12 protein-coding genes are annotated in these 15,935 nt (G+C 46.7%); 4 read left to right on the top strand and 8 right to left on the bottom strand.

The window, feature by feature from the left end:
- Positions 1-124: 124 nt before the first annotated feature.
- Positions 125-991 (top strand): AraC family transcriptional regulator, encoded by an 867-nt coding sequence (locus BUR42_RS05210; RefSeq protein ID WP_074238215.1) that lies wholly within the window; start codon positions 125-127, stop codon positions 989-991.
- 40 nt (positions 992-1,031) lie between these two features.
- Here the strand turns inward: BUR42_RS05210 and BUR42_RS05205 are convergent, their stop codons facing one another.
- Both BUR42_RS05205 and BUR42_RS05200 read right to left on the bottom strand, forming a co-directional pair.
- Positions 1,032-1,814 (bottom strand): alpha/beta fold hydrolase, encoded by a 783-nt coding sequence (locus tag BUR42_RS05205; protein WP_074238214.1) that lies wholly within the window; start codon positions 1,812-1,814, stop codon positions 1,032-1,034.
- Between the two features lie 18 nt (positions 1,815-1,832).
- Positions 1,833-2,636: a LuxR C-terminal-related transcriptional regulator gene (locus BUR42_RS05200; RefSeq protein WP_074238213.1), complete on the bottom strand. Its 804-nt coding sequence runs from the start codon at positions 2,634-2,636 to the stop codon at positions 1,833-1,835.
- Between the two features lie 89 nt (positions 2,637-2,725).
- Here BUR42_RS05200 and BUR42_RS05195 point away from each other — a divergent pair, with 89 nt between their 5' ends.
- Both BUR42_RS05195 and BUR42_RS05190 read left to right on the top strand, forming a co-directional pair.
- The gene (locus BUR42_RS05195; RefSeq protein ID WP_074238212.1) at positions 2,726-3,658 is read left to right on the top strand and encodes a hypothetical protein; all 933 of its coding nucleotides are present in this window, start codon (positions 2,726-2,728) and stop codon (positions 3,656-3,658) included.
- A gap of 19 nt (positions 3,659-3,677) precedes the next feature.
- Positions 3,678-4,910 carry a hypothetical protein gene (locus BUR42_RS05190; RefSeq protein ID WP_074238211.1) on the top strand — a complete coding sequence of 411 codons (1,233 nt, stop codon included), beginning with the start codon at positions 3,678-3,680 and terminating at the stop codon, positions 4,908-4,910.
- Positions 4,911-5,018: 108 nt separating this feature from the next.
- On the opposite strand, the gene BUR42_RS05185 is transcribed toward BUR42_RS05190, so the two are convergent.
- A complete protein-coding gene (locus BUR42_RS05185; RefSeq protein ID WP_200798217.1) occupies positions 5,019-7,640 on the bottom strand; it encodes a family 78 glycoside hydrolase catalytic domain in 2,622 nt (873 codons plus the stop codon).
- A gap of 566 nt (positions 7,641-8,206) precedes the next feature.
- Between BUR42_RS05185 and BUR42_RS05180 the strand changes: the two genes are divergently transcribed.
- Positions 8,207-8,944 carry a hypothetical protein gene (locus BUR42_RS05180; protein WP_074238209.1) on the top strand — a complete coding sequence of 246 codons (738 nt, stop codon included), beginning with the start codon at positions 8,207-8,209 and terminating at the stop codon, positions 8,942-8,944.
- Positions 8,945-9,081: 137 nt separating this feature from the next.
- Here BUR42_RS05180 and BUR42_RS05175 read toward each other — a convergent pair whose 3' ends face one another.
- The 5 genes from BUR42_RS05175 to BUR42_RS05155 form a co-directional block, all read right to left on the bottom strand.
- Entirely contained in the window at positions 9,082-9,798 is a 717-nt protein-coding gene (locus BUR42_RS05175; RefSeq protein ID WP_074238208.1) for a 3-ketoacyl-ACP reductase, read from the bottom strand.
- Between the two features lie 15 nt (positions 9,799-9,813).
- Positions 9,814-11,649 (bottom strand): ABC transporter ATP-binding protein, encoded by a 1,836-nt coding sequence (locus BUR42_RS05170; RefSeq protein ID WP_074238207.1) that lies wholly within the window; start codon positions 11,647-11,649, stop codon positions 9,814-9,816.
- Positions 11,650-11,744: 95 nt separating this feature from the next.
- Complete coding sequence (locus BUR42_RS05165; RefSeq protein WP_074238206.1) at positions 11,745-12,680, bottom strand: terpene synthase family protein; 936 nt, start codon at positions 12,678-12,680, stop codon at positions 11,745-11,747.
- 220 nt (positions 12,681-12,900) lie between these two features.
- A complete protein-coding gene (locus BUR42_RS05160; RefSeq protein WP_143197339.1) occupies positions 12,901-14,712 on the bottom strand; it encodes an ATP-binding response regulator in 1,812 nt (603 codons plus the stop codon).
- A 146-nt stretch (positions 14,713-14,858) separates the two neighbouring features.
- The gene (locus BUR42_RS05155; RefSeq protein ID WP_074238204.1) at positions 14,859-15,623 is read right to left on the bottom strand and encodes a DeoR/GlpR family DNA-binding transcription regulator; all 765 of its coding nucleotides are present in this window, start codon (positions 15,621-15,623) and stop codon (positions 14,859-14,861) included.
- Positions 15,624-15,935 lie beyond the last annotated feature (312 nt).

The following is a 15,935-nucleotide window of genomic DNA, read 5'->3' as shown; positions in this document are numbered from 1 at the left end:
TGGCAAGTTTTAGTATTACGAAGTAAGGCATCAGCAGGCAGGGAAAAAATGCAGGAACTGGTCATTTATTGGGGTATTTTATCCACTTGCGGGAAAATTGGCTTATTTTATAATAAAAAAGACAATGCTAAAAGCCTCCTATGAAGTTTTGCAGCCCCCGGGCAATCATTCCTTCCTGGTAAGAACATTTGGCAGAACGGGGTTCACTGCCCCGTATCACTTTCACCCGGAGTATGAATTAACGTGGATCGTAAAAGGAAACGGCAAACGGTATGCGGGGAGTAATATGGCTGGGTTTTCAGATGGGGACCTGGTGTTATTAGGCCCAAACGTACCTCATTGCTGGAAACTGCAGCCAACCGGAAAAAACAGATCTGTTGCACGTTCTGTAGTGATCCAGTTCACAGCTGATTTCCTGGGGAATGATTTTTTCTCCAGGGCAGAACTGGCCAATATCCATCAATTGTTCCAAAGGAGCAGCAGCGGCATACAGTTTATAAAGAGTACACCCCCACTGGTGCAGGAACAGATAAAGCAACTTACGGAGGAAAAGAATAATTTCAAACAACTGATACGTTTACTGGAAATATTACAGCAACTGGCTGTTTCAAAAGAATATGTATTGCTTGATCAGCAAAGGCTGATAGCGGAACTGTCTCCATCCAATCAGACCAGGATCAACCCCATATTTGCTTACCTGGTGGAAAATTTCAGGCGGGAGGTTTCGCTGAACAAAGCGGCCGCAATTGCCGGCATGACGCCGAATGCATTTTGTAAATACTTCAAACGGATCACCCGTAAAACCTTTATGGAAACTGTGATTGAATACCGGATCAATTATGCCACCCAACAGCTCATTCAATCAGATAAAACGATCTCGGCCATCTGTTTCGACAGCGGGTTTGGCGATATATCCCATTTCTATAAAATGTTCAAAGCCAAAATGCAGGTAAGTCCGTTACATTACCGGCAGCAATTTGGGGCATTTTGAAAGCCTGATATCAGTAACTTTCTGCAACCTAAGCGCACATTTATTCTTTGCTGAATATTTCATTTGCAAATACCGCCAGCAACCTGTTAAATTCCGCTGGTTGATCGAGGCTGACCAGGTGGCCGGCGGAAGGCAGCGTATGCGCCGTTCCCCTCCATTTTCCCGGAAGAACGGAATTGAGATAGTTGTTGTTGATGATGCGTTCCTGCTCCCCGTATACAAATGCAACCGGAATTCCCGATTCTTCCACGTGCAGGATCTGGTTACTCCACTCTCCCCTGCCCAGTGAAGCGGCGAGGCCGGCCCTGAATGCCGGATCCGTGTTCCGGTAATCTGCAATAAGCGTCTCTAATACTTCAGTAGCCGGTACCGCCACCAGGCCGGACACATACCCTTGCAGCCGCTCTTCAGAGGGTTCCGCTTCGAACAGTGCAGCACCGTGTTCGAATGGGTGCATAACAGTGAGGGGAGTAACCTCGCCGCCTAACAGGCAGCCGCCAGCTATGAACAGGCCTTTACAGCCTCTTAGCCGGGGCAGCGCTTCCGCAGCAATATTACCGGCCATGGAGAGGGAAACAATAATATAACTGTCCAGGTCCAGTTCTTGCAAGGTATCCGCCAATGCCTGGCCCAACACAGGCAGGCTGTATGCTTCGGCAGGACCGGATGCACCATGCCCCGGAAAATCTGCGCAGATACGGGTATATTGTTCAAATAAAGGATCGTTTACCTGCTTATCCCAGGTACGGCGGGAACCACAGGCCTGGTGAAGGAATATAAGCGCCTTGCGCCCATTGCCTTTTACTGAAACCGATAATTTCATATTGGGAATGTATAAGAATTAAATAAGCCCGCTTTTGCAGGCAAAAGCTACCAGCTCTGCCACGTTCCTGGCGCCGGTTTTCCTCAGCATATTTTTCCGGTGGTTTGCAATGGTATTCTCCGCAATATCAATGCGGTCTGCTATCTGTTTGCTGCACCAGCCTTCCGCCATGTATTGGAGGATCTGCCGCTCCCTGCGGGTAAGCAATTTGTCCTCCTCATGCGGGAAATAGGTGTACTCCGCCAGCATTTTGCAACCCGCAGCACTGGCTTTCTCAATGGTATGGTGCATTAAAAAATCCTTCTTGAAAGGCGTAATGTTCATTACCATGCCAAGGCTGTACAACGGCAGCCCCGTATCCGGGGAAGTAAGGTAACATCCCCGCTGGTAGATAGGCACATAGTGCCCGTTGCGGTGGCGTACTCTAAAATTGTATGAAAAAACAAACTGCTGATGATCTTCCACCGGTTGCGAGCGCAGGAAAGACATATTGGTGCTAAACACATGTTCATTATACACTTTGAAATCTTCGCCGTTATAAACGTCCAGCAATTTTGGAATACCGCCTTCAAGGAAGGCTTCAGGTGGCTCGCCGGTTATTTCACGTACGGCGCCGGACATTACGCAGTACCTGGCTTTCGTGTAGTCGATTACGTAAAACAAAGGTTTGGTGTGAAGGATACCGGCACCGAAACTGTCTAATCCGGAAACTATTGCACGAACATCCGGTTCATTGATCTTGTCGTTTTCGTAGCAGATGCTTTGCAGGTGCCCTTCGAATGTTTGTTCGAACTGGCCACCCCGTGAAACTTCTTTGCTCATAGGTGATGGTTAAAGGTGTACTCCAATAGCTATAAATGGCTATTGTCCCCTGCTCACAACGGTTTTACTTTTATTCTGATATAAAGATCATGAAAAAAATACTATTTTCTTTCCTTATCGGCGCATTATTTTATGAGCCCGGGGAGGCATTGGCCCAAAAAGCGACCCTGGCCAAAGACAAACCAGCTCCCGGGTATAAACAATCCGGATCAGCTTCGCCAAAGAAACCGGCAACTTATACACAACCCACAACAGCGCAGCCCGACAGAACTCCCAGGCCAGCAAATGTTGCGGTACCGCCGCCCCAAAAACCTGTCCGCATCGTTTCCCCCAGCCCACCGCAGGCAAACAGGCCAACCGTTGCCCTTCCGCCGCTACCTCAGCCCAAACCTGTTTTCACGCAGGCAGACGGCGAGATGTTTTCTTCCGGATTCAGCAGCGGCATACAACAAAGCGAAAGCAAGAGCAAGGAGCTGGACCAGCAGTTGGCGGACCTGGCAGATGAAAAAGCAGACCAGGAAGCCGATTTGAAAGAAACCGCTAAAAAAGGCTTTCTCAAAGCGCTGGAACGGGAAAAGGAAAAAAGCAAAACAATTGCCTGCGGCGGAGGAGACTATGATGTAGTGCTCTACGACGATTCGCTGTTGACCGTGCGGTATACACTCTCCGTTAAAGACAGCAGGTCCTGTACCTACATCAACACCGCAAATGAGGTAATTCCGTTCTGCGGATACTATTACAAAGCAACCTGCACTGTTATCAACAAAAAAGGCCGGCGCCTGGCCCTCAAAGGTTATATAATGGGCAGCCCCGGCCTTAATGCCAAAACACACATTACCCCTCATGGAGAAACCGGCCGTTGCCTGGGGCTCGACCGGGACGCGTCTACCTTCTGGAACAATTTTTACATATCCTGGAATGGCGAGCTTCCTCCCGGAGAACATATCAATACAGGTTACTTCTGGACGGAGATACGTGGCGAGCGGCCGGCCTGGGAACTCTCCTATTCCATCATTAAATAATTCAAACCAAACACCTATCATGAAGAAACAATTACTCCTGGCATTTATGCTAACCGCCGGAAGCCCGTCACTACAGGCCCAGGTATCATACAATGATCTTGGGCACGCTACCGGTATGCTGGCCGGTGCCATTTCCAATTCCATAAAAGAAGGTCAGACCAGTAAAATGTGGCGGCAAAAACAATCCATACAGTTGCTCCAGGGGGCTGTACAGGAACTCGGTGAAGCTCGTTACGGCAATGCGTTCGACCAGGCGGAGCAAGCCATGGTATACTATCCTAAGTATTCCCTTTCTTACCTGGTTATGGCGTACACTGCATTGCAAAACGGCGATTTTGTTAACAGCAACCGCATGCTGCAGCTCTACAACAAATATAACAGGAAAGCCTATAACCGGAATCTGAACATCACCGTACCCGGCGAGTTTGTGGATATGGTAAAAGAGAAAAGTGAAAAAGGGTTTGCCTCGCTCACTCCGGGCACTAAAGCCACGCAATACAGCAAAGAGCCCTGGCTCAACAACACACTGGGAGTAAAACTAACGGCATCAGCACTTTTCCTTTCGGAGGAGGCTGCACGTTATACAGGGGCTGGCAGTCAAAAATATGATGGAGTACCACAGATCGTAAGTGACAATACTATCAGCCTGCTGTACACACACAATTTCTGGTTCAGCCGCGGCCGCTCGCTTCCTTTTACGAATAACAATTTCGGGCTTTCTCTCACTGGCGGAGTAGATGTTAACCTTGATTTTCCCAACACCTATTTCCCCGGCAGTTATAAGGTTCACCTGACGCCGGGCGTGTTTCTGAACAAAGTATATTTTTCTCCTGTTCAGTTGCGGTACCAGCGGCCTCTGGGCTACCAACAGCGCAACGATAACGTTGATGTTGCTTCCGCAGGAGCAGTATTCAGCCCTGAAGTCCGCTGGTATCTCGGCGTGCTGAATGCATATGCAACAGACATGCGGCGATTGCCACAATCCACCCGATCCAACGGCAAATTTGGCTTCGGTTACCTGCTTTTCCGGTTGGGCCATGAAATGTTTGCAGGCTATAAAGCGAACGCTTCAAACGGCAGCGACTATTATGATGAAGAAAGAATTGATTTCATGTTTGGTTTCAGCGGCTACGCCGGCAAACGGCGGACTACGGAGTTCGGGTTCATCGTTGGACCCGGGGGCATCAACAATCCATTTGTGGATGGCGATTACTGGCGGGTGGGGCTTTCCATTACCAAAAGGATCCTCTGAAAAAACTGTTTAATGCTAAAAACGCTGTGAACCCTCATAATAAAAAAGAGCCGGCTCTTTCTTTTGAGCCGGCACCTTCTTTCTTTACGGCATCAAAAATCAGGCGTATTACAACACCTCAAACCGGTACAACCCGGATTGAAACGTTAGCTGATATTTGCCATTTACTTCGGCACCTGAGATCTCCTTACCTGCATCATTCCTGATCCGCTGCTTATTAAGCGGTAATACATAAGTTGCAGATGTATTTTCCGGTACTTCAATTAATATCCGGAGTTTCCCACCAGGTGTTCTTTCCCATTCTGAACGTATTTTCCCAAAAGAACTGTTATAGGATGATCTGCAAAAGCCCAGGTCTCCTGTGGGCTTCGGTTCAATTATGAAATGCTGCATACCGGCACTTTTGGGGTCAGCTTTTATCCCCCCGATGCTGGAATAGAACCATTCCACCACACTTCCAAACATAGGGTGGCACCTTGAACCTTTCCCATTCCATGTTTCCCATAACGTGCTGTTTTTATCATCGAGCAAATATCCAAAACCCGGAGAATCCTTTTGATTCATGATCTGGTAGGCAATGTCATCCCTGTCATTTTGAGAAAGCACCTTCAATAACAGTGGTGTACCTAAAATACCCGTATCAAAATGGTAATTAAGCGCCTTTAATTGGGCTAATAAAGAATTAAAAACAAGATCATAATGTTCCTCAGGCACTAAACCAAATGCTAAAGCAAAGACATTAGCACCCTGCCTGCCTTCCCAGTAGCGCTTTTCGGAAGCATTATACCAGGCCTTGTTAAAGTTTACTTTTATTCCTTCGGCAAGATCTGCAAACCTTGTATGATCTTCTTTTTTCCCCAGCACCCTGGCTACCTTACTCATGATATCGGTTACATAATAGAAGTATGCTGTATTTACAAAAGAAGCCGGGACCTCTACCTTTGCAGGTGTACACCAGTCTCCCAAACACCAGCCGTCTGGTTCTTCCCTGGTTACCAGCCCATCCTTGTCCGTTCTTGTTTCCAGGTAGTCTACCCATTGTTTCATCCCTGCATAATGCCGGGCCAATATTGTACTATCGCCGTAATAAGAAAAATACGCCCAAGGCATGATCACGTATGCCGATCCCCATGCAGGACCGCCTCCGCCACCTCCAAAAGGTGCCGTATGCGTAACAAACCCCGTCTGCTTATTCCGGGCATCTTCCATATCGTCCAGCCACTTACGGTAAAATTGCCGCATATCGTAGGTATAGATAGCACTCTCTACGATCACCTGGCCATCGCCGGTATAACCTAATCTTTCTCTATGCGGACAATCACTGCTCACACTGCCATGAAAGTTTGCATGCTGCGTTTTAATATACGCTTCATTTATCTTATTCAGGAAGGGATTAGAACATTCAAAACTCCCATTTGATGGCACATCCGTATGGACCACTTTTATTTTTACACTATTCTCATCCAGGTCAACATCCTCAGCAATCACTTCAATCCGCCTGAATGCATGCCAGGTAAATTTTGGCTCCCAGGTCTCCAGCCCTCCCCCCTTAAGGATATAGGTATCAAACTGGCCATAGTCCTGCCCTTCCTCGCTAACATACCTGATCTTCAGGCGGCTTCCTGCTTTGCCCTTAACGCTTATAGATGCCCAACCTGATATCGTTTCATCCAGATGATAAGCATATACAGTGTCCTTTGTTTTACCATCAAAAGAGGGAATAAGTGTACGTGTAATTTTATCAAACGGGGCCGTTTGGAGATGTAAATTACCCGTAGGTGGCCTGACCAGCACAGCAGGTTTCCACTTTGCATCAGCATACGCCACCTTATTCCATTCTCCCAATTTCAATCGTGCATCGTATATTTCACCTGTAAAAATGCCATCCTTTAATAATGGCCCGCCTGCTGTTTTCCAGGAATCATCAGAACCGATCATTTTACTACTTCCGTCTGCATAGGTTATTTCAAGCTGGAAGATCAGCCTCGGAACATCATACCACATATCCCCTTCTACCCTCCTGTCCCTCTGATTATACCATCCGTTACCCAGCTGTATACCAATGGCATTACGCTTTTGGGTGATATTTTCTGTGACATCAAAAGTATTGTACAACACACGCTGGGTAGACTGATCATCATATGGGTAAAGTAAATTTTTAAGCGGTCTTTTATCATAATTAGTAACTGCCGGAGCCAACACCTGGTCTCCAATCTTTTTTCCATTCAGGAAGAGTTCATAAAAACCCAGGCCACTCACGTAAACTACCGCCTGCTTTATCTTTTTACCGACAGTAAACTCCTTACGAAAGAAAGGGGCCGGATAGGTGATGGCAGAATCAGGATATTGATCCTCCATAGCCCCAATCCATTTGCCCTGCCAGTCTGAAGGATGTAATAGGCCCATTGACCAGGAGGCCGCCCCGCTCCATGCGGAGGGTGAATTTTTCTCGTCCCATACCATCACTTTCCAATACAGCTTTTTTCGCGATGTTAGAGGTTTGCCGCGGTACTCAACGCCTACGGAATTACCCGAATTTACTTTATCACTATCCCAATAATCTGCTTTGTTCTGTTGCAGCAAAGAAATACTGCTTGCTACCATGATCCGGTAAGCAGTTTGTTTTTTTGCTTTGTAGTCAGACGCCAATTGCCAGCTAAGTTTGGGTTGCATGTTCTCAATGGCTATTGGGTTTGAAAGATATTCGCAGGTAAGTCTTTCGACCTTCACTTCACCAGGCTTAGCCAGAATAGCAATTGGAATAAAGAAGCATAGGATGATACAGGAAGGAATTATTTTCACTTTATATTTTTAGCGGTTGTAAAAAGTTGCGTTCATCACCTAAAGTAAAACAAAAACCGCATCGATTAAATGTTGCCATAAAGAACAGAGGAAATTAACCACTATCAAATTAAGAAGCCGCCTGCCACTAAAAGTGTATCAAAAGCATATCAAAAGCACACCAAAAGCGTATCAAAAGCGTAGTTACCCCCACCCACTGCCATTTTGATATACTAATCAAGTAATAATGACAGCCTCTCCCCCCTGCAGAAACCATCAAATCCCATCAATTCCCCTCAAATCCCCCTTTTTCCCTCAAAACCCGCATAATCTCACAAAATCCCTCAAAAGCATCCCGCTGATTTTCTAACGGTGAATTTCCGGCTAACCTTTGCACTATCGGTACCGGATACACGGAATGCAGGAAAGACGTCGCCGGCGTTCTGTATCACCAGGCAAACGGAACTGGCCTTAGAAACAGTTCCTTTATCGCAAAAAAATAAAATCTTAATACAATGGCAAAACAAACAGGCCCAATGCAACTGGAAGGGACAGTAGGAAATTTCACCTTCTACAAAACGAAAGACGGCTTCATAGTCCGTCTAAAATCGCAATCCAAAGCCATCACCAATGACCGGACTAAAGAAAACATGTCGGAGTTTGGCCGCGCCGCCAGTGGGGCCAGGCTGGTCCGCAAAACATTTGCGTCTATCATAAGTGATATCAGGGATTTTTACTTTACCCGCAGGCTGAACAGTCAAATGGCCAGGGTAGTAAAAGCAGATCCGGTAAGCCCGCGTGGCTTCCGAAACATCGCAGACGGTGATATCGAACTGCTGCAAGGGCTGGATGTAAATACAGACATGCCGCTTACTACTGCATTCAAAGCATCCTTTGTACCATCCATAGACCGGGCCTCCGGTTTAATGAGAGTAGATTTCCCTGCTTTGATCACTTCTTCACTGCTCGCAAAACCCCAGGGGGCCAGTCATTTCAGGCTCACTATTGCCGGAGCATCGATCGACTTTACCACAGGCTATCACCTGGTGGCTCAACATGCAGGGCAATATTTGATAATGAGTAATGAAGGTGTTGTTACAACTCCGCTGGAAGTACAATTGCCGGCAGCAAGCACAGCACCTTTGATCCTCGCACTTGGTATTTCGTTTTACCAGGAGGTAAACGGACAGTTTTATCTCATTGGTAACGGGTCCTACAACGCAGTTGCTTTTGTAGCGGTTTCCGGATCATAAGAGATGTATGGGTTGCTTCTGCTATCACTTAAAAAGGTCCAATTATGGGAATCAGGGCGCCCCGGACCAGCCGGGGGCCCTTTGGTTTTAGTAAACAATTTCATATAGACTGTACCCAACAAAGCACCATGGTTGCTTTACGGATTCACAGACCACAACCCCGCAGATTTCACCAGCACTCTCCTGTTCAGTTTCAGCTGCGCCACTACAAATTCCGCCAGGTCTTCTGCCTGCATTACTTTTTCCGGGTTACCATCTGTGAGCTTTAACTCAATGGCCATATCCGTAGCAATGGTACTGGGTGTTAAAGCGCTTACGCGGATGTTATGTTTCCGTACTTCCAGCATCAGGGATTCTGTCAGGCCCAGCAGCCCAAACTTGGAAGCACTGTATGCGCTTGTTAGCGGCGCACCCCGTTGACCCGCAGTGGAAGATACGTTGATAATATCTCCGGACTTACGCCCGATCATACCCGGTAAAATAGCCCTTGTAACGTAATATACACCCAGCAGGTTCACGCGCACAATATTTTCCCAATCGGCAGGTTCAAGATCCATAAAGCCACCAAAAGAGGCAATCCCTGCATTATTGATCAGGATGTCGATCTCCGGCAGATCTTTAGTGACCTGTTGTACAGCAGCATTCACCGCATTGATATCTCCAACGTCTGCTGTGGCATAGGTTACTTTCACTCCCAATGCAGCCACTTCTTTTGCCGTAGCCTCCAAAGACGAAGAAGTACGCCCCATCAATCCAATATCCACGCCTTCTTTTGCGAGCGCAATAGCGATTGCCCTGCCTATCCCTTTACCACCACCGGTGATCAGGGCTTTTTTCCCTTTCAATGATTCCATATATAGTTTAATTTATTACCTATACCCTTTGGCCTGCAGATGGAACAACTCCGCATATCTCCCGTTCTTAGCCAGCAGTTCCTCATGGTTCCCTATCTCTGTCAGCTCCCCTTTTTCAAGCACCAGTATCCGGTCTGCCATCCTTACGGTAGAGAAACGGTGAGAGATCAGTACCGCAGATTTTCCGCGCGTAAGGTCTGCAAAGCGTAAGAACACTTCATATTCCGCACGTGCATCCAGTGCGGCGGTAGGTTCATCCAGGATCAGCAACTGCGCATTCTTCATATATGCTCTTGCCAGCGCAATCTTTTGCCATTCCCCGCCGGATAGTTCCACGCCTTTATTAAACCTTCGTCCCAGCATCTGGTCATATTTATCCGGCAGGCGTTCCATGAGTTCATCCGCCATGCTTTTCTGTGCTGCGTTTTCAATCAGTGACTGGTTGTGCAGTTCCCTGATATTGCCTACGGCAATGTTTTGCGATACCGTCATCTGGTAACGCTGAAAATCCTGGAAGATCACACCCACCTGTGTACGTAATTCCTGCAGGTCATATTCTTTAAGATCATGGCCGTCCAGCAAAATGCGGCCTTCCACGGGATCGTAGAGGCGTGCCAGTAGTTTTACAAGCGTGGTTTTCCCGGCCCCGTTCTCTCCTACCAGCGCCAGTTTTTCTCCGGCATGTAAGGTGAAGTTCAGGTGGCGGTTAGCCCATCTTTCTGAATTTAAATATTTGAAACCTACATTCTCAAATGTAAAGCCTTCCCGGATGGGCTTAGGGAAAGGTCTTGCATTAGCCCTCTGGGTGATGCGCGGTGCTATTTCAAAGAACTCAAACAGGTCTCTCAGGTAAATAGCGCCCTGCGTAATGCTCGTAAAACGGATCAGCACGCCTTCCAGCAAACCTCTCAGCTGCCGGAAAGAACCACCGAGGAAAGCCAGGTCACCTATGCTCAGCTGCCCCTTTACAGTTTGCAGGATGATGAATACATAAGCACCGTAATATCCTGCGCTGCCTACAATGGCAAATACCACTGCCCAGCTTTGATAACGTAAGGTGAGCTGTTTTTTATCGTTATAGAATTTATCAGATAATGTTTTAAAGCGGTCTACCAGGTAATTGGATAAATTAAAGATCTTCACCTCTTTCACAGATTCATCACTGGCGCCGAGATAACGGATATAATCCAGCTCACGCCGGTCTGAGGTTTGCCCCCATGCCAGTGCATAGAACTTATCATTAAAATAGGTTTCAGAAAAAAATGCAGGTAGTACGGCCACAAACAATAATAAAATGAGCCAGGGGCTGAAGGTCATTAAACCAGCTGCGAGGAAGATCATGGTAATGATGTCCTGCACCTGGCTGAGTACCTGTGAGAGCAATACGGTACGGCCGGCAGTTTGCTGGCGGGCACGTTCCAGTTTATCGTAAAATGTGGAGTCTTCAAACTGATCGAGGTCCAGCGTAGCGGCATGCTGCATGATCCGCACAGAGGTATGGTTGCCCACCTTCTCCCCCAGTAATCCATCCAGCAGGCCAATCAAACGGCCCAGCACGCCGGTAATGATCACAAGGGCAAATTCCACCGCTACAAGCTCCCAGAGATATTGATAGGAAGGTTCACCGGGTGTATGCGTCATTTTCACCACTTCATCAATGATCAGTTTGCCCACATACAGCAATGCGAGTGGCGTGGCAGATTGAGCGGTACGCAGGATGGCATTGCCCAACGCCATCCAGGGGCTGGTTTGCCATACGAGCCTGAAAAATGAAGGCAGGTTACGCAAAGCGGCCATCCTTTCCTTAAAACTAACATCCGGTTCTCCTGGTTTTCTGTTGGGCCTTTTCATATTAAAATTGAAGTTAAGCACTTATGTCGAAAAAGGGCTGCCTCCCGAATAAGAAGCAGCCCCGGGTTCCTTAGGAAGCATTCACTTGTTTACACTTATACTACTTTTTCCTGCAGGTGACTCATATACCGCGGCGTATCCTCCAGGCTCCACCAGAAGAATCCTGAAACCATTGTTTCAAGTCCGTCCAGGTAGGCTTTCACATCCTTGTTCAGCTGAGGGCCGAAGTCCGGCAGTTTACGCCTCAACTGTTCGATCTGGTGCATTTCGTAATCGTGAATGCGCGCTGCTTCATTCAGTGCTTTTTCCATCGTCAGGTCCTCGTTGTACTTCAGCACCATTACCAGGTTGTGATTGTCGCCATGCGCGATCTCCTTTGCCAGTGAAAAGATATCATTGGCCCAGCAAACCACACGGCGGCAGAGATCTACGATCCTTACAAAATCCTGGTCCTGCAATACGTACACCGGCAGGCTGGTGGCGGTTGCCAGTTCGTTGATATCGGTTCCCAGGTTGGCACCTGAAAAGTAAGGGCGCATCCGCATGTACTGCTTCACAGTGGGTGGCGTTTCACTGTTGGCATTGGCGGCTTCCCAGATCGCCGCTTCAAAAGTGGCTTTCAAAGAGATGGTAAATTGGCATTGCCAGCTTGCCCTGCTGGCGGGGATCAGGTTTTGCCAGATATCGCTGAATGCGGCGAGTACGTTACCACCTTCAGCAATGCTCACAAACTGATCGTTACGCAGGATCTTCACAAAACCGCTGATAAAGTTCTGCAGGAAATTCTTGTCCCGGATCGCGGCTGTTTCCGGGCTGATGTGATCCAATTGTTCATCCAGGACGAAAAGCCAGGAGTAAAAATTGTTGATCGTGATAAGTAAAGGAAGATCTCCGTCCGGAATGGTCCTGCATGTCATCCAGGCCATTTTGTAATTGGAGAATTCAGTGAATGCCTGTTCACTCGGGAACAGCGCAAAACGTTTCATCCAGGCATCTGTAGCTGCTGCCACCTCTTCCACGTATGGACTCATACGAGAGGGGTACGGGCAATACAGATCCGGGATGGAAGTGATTGTTTCCATCTGCGGGTACTTTTAATGGTTAAGAAAAATTGTGTGTCTTACGCTAACTAATTTACACTATTATATTTGCGCATAAGATAAATTAACATAATATAAAGCGGAGTAGAATGGGCATTAACAAAAAACTATAAAGCCCTGACAGGCCTCATTCACATGGGATTTTTTCTTATTATTTTATACTAACGAGCTCGGCTAACAACAGTTCCTGTATGGCTCTGTGCAATACGGAAAAACTAAATGGTTTGGGCACACATTTGCTCAGCGGGTCCAGTTCAAGATTCAGATCAAACCCGCTTTCTCCGGTACAAAAAATGATGGGGGTATCTTTAATTACAGCATCTGCTCTCACATGCTGCAGCAGTTCTCTTCCGTTCATAACAGGCATACGCACATCCGTAACAATAATATCCGGATGATATTCCTTTGCCAGGGCTAATCCTTTCTCTCCATCCACTGCTTCGAGGATGGTAAAGCCCAGGTCTTCCAGGTAACGTTTCTGTAATGCCCTGTTCATCCGGTCGTCTTCCACCAGTAATGCCGTAAGGCCATTGAATTTCACGGTGGCTATCGGATAGTTCTTAATGGTGGATGGCTGTGAGCCATCGTTGAATTTTATTACAGGCAGGGTCACGGTGAACACGGTTTCTTCCGTGGTTTCGCCGGGCGCATTCACACTGCTCCTTACTTCAATATCCCCACCCAGCAGAACAGCATAGCTCTTTGAATTAGCCAGCCCAACACCGGTACCTTCCACTGCATTTTCACCTACGCGTGCATATTCTTCAAATATTACGCTTTGCTTTTCAGGAGGGATGCCGGGTCCGTTGTCGATCACCTCCACTATCCACTTATCACCTGCAGGCGCTAAACTGAAATGCAGCTTTACGGTTGTTCCCTGCGTGGTGTACTTGATAGCATTCCCTAAAAGGTTACTGATGATCTGCCGGATATAAGGTTCAATTTCATATACCGTGCGGGGCATGTTTTCCGCCACGTACAATTCCAGTTCTACTTCCGCAGAAACAGCAATGTAATGGAACGCCTGCAGCATTTCCTTGCCAAATTCATTGATATTGATCCATTGGCGGGCAATGGCGGGTTTCCTGTTATTGTCGAGCAGGAAACGGTCCAGCGTGTTGTTCACGATCTGCAGGGTATTGTAACAGGCCGCATAGAGGTTAACAGAATCAGTCCGGTCTTCCACATAATCCGGCTTGATCTTAAACTGGGCAATTGAGAGGATAGTATTGAGAGGAGTTCTGAGTTCATGGGTTAACTCCCTGATGAAAATACTTTTTGCATTCACTACCTTCCGCAGGTCTTCCGTTTTGATATCCACTTCATCTTCCAGATGTTCTTTTTGTTCATTCAGTTCCTTTAGCAATTTATTGTTATTATTCACATAATACCCGATAGCAAAAAGCGTGAGTATGATCACAACGGTTACGGAAGAATATTTTATAAAACTGAATTCCTGTTCAGTAAAAGTGAAAGATGGGATTAACGCATAGTATTTATTAAGCTCTATAGCGGTGATCACCAATGCACCCACACAGAGGAAAACATAACGGGCAACAGAGGCCTTCATAAATGCAAGCGATCCGCCACACAGGAAAACAGCTAATACATATACTTCAATGGCCTTGCCGAACACTACCCCGAAATAGATCACGGCTGCAGTAACAATACCCTGTAGCACAACACCTGCCCAAAGGGGCTGGCCGCGATGGTTCAGATAGATAATAAAAGCAAAGCAAACCGCTTCAATGTTAGTGGCGATAATAAACTCGATACGACCAGCGACCAGGTAATATATGACACCGAAAGCCAGTGATATAATAGCCAGGATCAGGGAAATGTTGTTGGTCAGTTTGATGCGCGCTTTTTCAGCCAGGTCTTCGGTTTTGTCTATGCCTCCTTGTACCAACCATTTGTATGTTTTACCTATATCCACTTGTGTAAGGTTATAAGGGTACCTCAAAAATTATAGGTTTTTGACCCTATATTTTGTTATTCGCTGGTTAATTGCAAAGATAAGAGTAATTATGTGGGTTGGCGGGGTGAAGAGAATAAAAAAAGGGCATTCCGGATGGAATACCCTCTTAGGTGTTTATAATCGGTTACTTCTTATTCTGCGATGATCACTTTTACGCCTCTGTCCGTTAGCATACGAACAGTGTCCGGCGCTACCAGGTTATCTGTAATAATGTAGTCCACCTGCTCCAGGCTGCAGATCCGGCCGATACCCCGGCGGTCAAACTTAGAACTGTCCGCCATTACAACCACCGTCTGCGCCAGGTTGATCATTTTCATGTTCAGGCTGGCTTCTGCCAGGTTGGTAATGGAAAGACCAAATTCCGGGTCAATTCCATCCACCCCTACAAACAATACCCCACAGGAAATATCGTCCAGCAGGCGCTCAGCAAATGAACCGGCTGCGGAGGAAGAACTCTGGTGAATAAGGCCGCCTATTTGCAGCACATCCACAAAGGGTTTGTTGCAAAGTTCCATGGCCACCTTCAGGGCAGGTGTGATCACGGTGAGATGTTTGGAGGGATGCAGTACCCGGGTTAATTCAAACACCGTAGTGCCGGAACCGATAATGATGGAATCATTCATCCCTATCAGGGCTACCGCCGCTTTCGCTATCTTCTTCTTCTCCTCGGTTTTAATGAATTCCTTTTCATTAATGGGCCTTTCTATCGTATAGGGGTTCTGGGTAGAACCGCCTCCTTTAGTGCGGAACAACAACTTCTTTTCTTCCAGCAATTTCAGGTCCTTGCGGATAGTGACACCTGAAACCTGGAGGGAATCACTTAATTCCTGTATATCAACCCTGCCATTCTCCTGCAACTTCTGGAGAATGAGCTGATGCCTGTCTGTAATGTTCATCTGGAAACCGTTAGGGTGGTAATCTTATTTATATTTAAATAGCTTTCGTCAAATGTAGTGTTTTTCCGCAAAATTTTAGCAAGAATTAACCTAAAGTTATTATCAGGCAAGGGATTGCGGATATTTGTCCCACATATTGCTGTTTCACAATCGAATAATTACTATTTCATTAGGTTTAATATAACTTAAATCAGGGGAGCAATTTGTTTAACTTTAATTTAATTTTGTTTAATTAAGTTTAATTTCTACTTTAGCATATCACTTATAAGCTGATTAAAGACGTCAACCACTTCATCTTATTCCATTTTTATT

This window comes from Chitinophaga niabensis (assembly GCF_900129465.1).
Taxonomy (GTDB): Bacteria; Bacteroidota; Bacteroidia; order Chitinophagales; family Chitinophagaceae; genus Chitinophaga; species Chitinophaga niabensis.
This window is presented reverse-complemented; position numbering and strand designations above follow the sequence as displayed.

Coding starts and splice junctions, on each gene's coding strand:
- BUR42_RS05210 (WP_074238215.1), top strand. CDS start 125: ATGCTAAAAGCCTCCTATGAAGTTTTGCAGCCCCCGGGCAATCATTCC.
- BUR42_RS05205 (WP_074238214.1), bottom strand. CDS start 1,814: ATGAAATTATCGGTTTCAGTAAAAGGCAATGGGCGCAAGGCGCTTATA.
- BUR42_RS05200 (WP_074238213.1), bottom strand. CDS start 2,636: ATGAGCAAAGAAGTTTCACGGGGTGGCCAGTTCGAACAAACATTCGAA.
- BUR42_RS05195 (WP_074238212.1), top strand. CDS start 2,726: ATGAAAAAAATACTATTTTCTTTCCTTATCGGCGCATTATTTTATGAG.
- BUR42_RS05190 (WP_074238211.1), top strand. CDS start 3,678: ATGAAGAAACAATTACTCCTGGCATTTATGCTAACCGCCGGAAGCCCG.
- BUR42_RS05180 (WP_074238209.1), top strand. CDS start 8,207: ATGGCAAAACAAACAGGCCCAATGCAACTGGAAGGGACAGTAGGAAAT.
- BUR42_RS05175 (WP_074238208.1), bottom strand. CDS start 9,798: ATGGAATCATTGAAAGGGAAAAAAGCCCTGATCACCGGTGGTGGTAAA.
- BUR42_RS05170 (WP_074238207.1), bottom strand. CDS start 11,649: ATGAAAAGGCCCAACAGAAAACCAGGAGAACCGGATGTTAGTTTTAAG.
- BUR42_RS05165 (WP_074238206.1), bottom strand. CDS start 12,680: ATGAGTCCATACGTGGAAGAGGTGGCAGCAGCTACAGATGCCTGGATG.
- BUR42_RS05155 (WP_074238204.1), bottom strand. CDS start 15,623: ATGAACATTACAGACAGGCATCAGCTCATTCTCCAGAAGTTGCAGGAG.